This window comes from Moorena sp. SIO3I6 (assembly GCF_010672095.1).
The window spans coordinates 1-2,272 of the sequence record NZ_JAAHHU010000763.1 but is presented as its reverse complement, the minus strand read 5'-3'; the positions used below and the strand labels follow the sequence as shown (position 1 = coordinate 2,272).

Here is a 2,272-nt window from a genome sequence, read left to right as displayed (position 1 = left end):
AAACAAATGGAGCGATCGCACGTCAAACCAATGCAGTGGAAAACTCTACGGTTCAAGCAAAGTCGGGAAATGCCACAACCCCGATGTCTACCCCAGAAACAGCATCAGCATCAGGGATAGATTTAACCAAAGTGGCTGAACAAGTCAGTCGTATTCTGGCTCGTAAACTAATGGTAGAAAGGGAACGTCGAGGAATCGGAAAATGGCATTAGTAAAACAAATATTAAGCAAGCTGACGATTACACCTTTAGAAAAAAAGGGGGCTGCAATTTCAGTACAATTCAATCCAGAATCTTATTCTATCAGTAAAACAGTCAACTGGGGACCAGTGGACAACTCCACTGGAGAAGAATGCAAAACCCAAAGAAAGGTTAATGCCCCCACTGTGGACTTTAAAGGAGGAGGTAGTCGTCAGCTAACGTTGGAACTGTTTTTCGATGTCACTGAAAGCCTTATTTTTCAGGATGTGCGACAAGAAACCAACAAAATTGTGGCTCTAACTCGCATTGAGCGAGATGAACAGCATCCGCCAGTTTGTGAAATTTCTTGGGGTGGCGCTCCTGTTGGTTCCGATTTCCCTTTTATTGGTGTCATTACCAGTTTGACCCAAAACTTCACCCTCTTTAAAGGCAATGGTCAACCCCTCAGAGCCAATTTAAACCTTACTGTCCTAGAATTTCTCGGTCCATTAGCAGACAAACGTCAAACTGATCCTGAACTCACCACTCGTATTATCAAGGGTGGCGATACCTTAAGCGATATATCAGCCCAATTTTACCGGAATCCTAAACTTTGGCGCATTATTGCCGAAGCTAATCAACTTGATGATCCACGTAACTTAGAAAAGTACATTGGTCAAACCTTAACTATCCCAAAATTAGGTTGAGAGGAATGATATATAGCATTTCTGTAAGCTATCAGCTATCAGCTATCAGCTATCAGCTAATGCGCTACGCGCACGCTACTTGAGGTGCTAATAGGTCATGAACAATCTTGCTGATTTTTCATAACACCAAAAAATCCTCCAAGCTCTTTCAGAATGCTCCCTGCTCCCTGCTCCAAAAATCCCTATATACTTGATTAACTCTTGCCTTTTGCCTCTTGCCTCTTGCCTTTCCCTAAGGGATTCTGTTCACAACTCAAATAGAAATGATCTATGCCAGTTGCTAACCGCGAAAGCCCTCTTGTTCCTAATTTTGAGATTATCATCAACGGCTCACCGTTGCCTGTGGAAGCGGAATTGCACGTCATTAGTCTTACCGTTGACCATGATGTGAAATTACCAGGCATGTTTACACTGGAACTTACAGATTCAGATACTAAGCAAGAAGAAACGACTTGGATTGATGACGAAAAACTCTTTGCCATTGGCAATGTTGTAGAAGTTAAACTCGGCTATGATGATGATTTAGAAACCCTAATTATTGGCGAAATTACTGGCATAGACCCAGAATTTGCCTTTGATAGACTGCCCAGATTAACAGTGCGGGGTTATGACCGTCGCCATCGTCTCCAGCTAGGTAAAAAAACCCAAACGTTCCTCCAGCAGAAAGATAGTGATATTGCTGCCAAAATTGCCAGGGATGCAGGACTCACGGCTAAAGTTGAAGATAGCCAGGTAGTGCATGAATATATTTTACAAGCCGAGCAAACGGACATTGAGTTTTTGCAACAGAGAGCCAAACGGATTAACTACGAAGTAGTTGTTGAAGATAAAACCCTATTTTTCCGACCTGTAGGTAATGCCGAAAGTGAGATTCTAACCCTGAGCTTTGAGGATGACTTGATGGAATTTTATCCCCATTTGTCTTCTATGGGCCAAATAAGTGAGTTAACAGTGCGGGGTTGGAATCCTAAAGAAAAGCAAGAGATTGTTGGACAAGCAAAGGTTGGGGATGAAGTTTCAAAAATGGGGGGACAAAAAAGTGGTGCTGCCCTGGTTAAAGACGCTTTTAGTACAGCAGTTGTCCAAGTAAGCGATCGCCCAGTATTAACTCAAGCAGAAGCAGATCAATTTGCCAAAGCCCGCTTCAATAATGTCGCACTGACCTTAGTTACTGGTGAAGGGGTTTGTTGGGGGCGTACAGATTTACGAGCAGGCAAAGTCATCAAGATTGAGGGCTTAGCAAAACGCTTCAACGGTCAGTATTATGTTACTGCCACTGTTAATCATTATCACGCCCAGTCGGGATATCGTACCCATTTTACAGCTCGGAGGAACAGCACATGAAGTTATTTGACCTATTAACTGATACGGGGCAAAGGGAAGCTA

Annotated in this window: 3 protein-coding genes; all 3 read left to right on the top strand. The window is 43.0% G+C overall.

The window, feature by feature from the left end; translation table 11 throughout:
• On the top strand, positions 1 to 212 hold a 212-nt coding region (locus tag F6K49_RS42430), incomplete at its 5' end, for a hypothetical protein (RefSeq protein ID WP_293107399.1).
• Positions 203 to 886 carry a LysM peptidoglycan-binding domain-containing protein gene (locus F6K49_RS42425; RefSeq protein ID WP_075898058.1) on the top strand — a complete coding sequence of 228 codons (684 nt, stop codon included), beginning with the start codon at positions 203 to 205 and terminating at the stop codon, positions 884 to 886. The genes F6K49_RS42430 and F6K49_RS42425, both read left to right, overlap by 10 nt.
• 270 nt (positions 887 to 1,156) lie before the next feature.
• Positions 1,157 to 2,230: a contractile injection system protein, VgrG/Pvc8 family gene (locus F6K49_RS42420; protein ID WP_075898060.1), complete on the top strand. Its 1,074-nt coding sequence runs from the start codon at positions 1,157 to 1,159 to the stop codon at positions 2,228 to 2,230.
• Positions 2,231 to 2,272 lie beyond the last annotated feature (42 nt).

Bases quoted from the DNA above. Each gene is read 5' to 3' on its own strand.
- F6K49_RS42425 (WP_075898058.1), top strand. From the start codon at position 203: ATGGCATTAGTAAAACAAATATTAAGCAAGCTGACGATTACACCTTTA.
- F6K49_RS42420 (WP_075898060.1), top strand. From the start codon at position 1,157: ATGCCAGTTGCTAACCGCGAAAGCCCTCTTGTTCCTAATTTTGAGATT.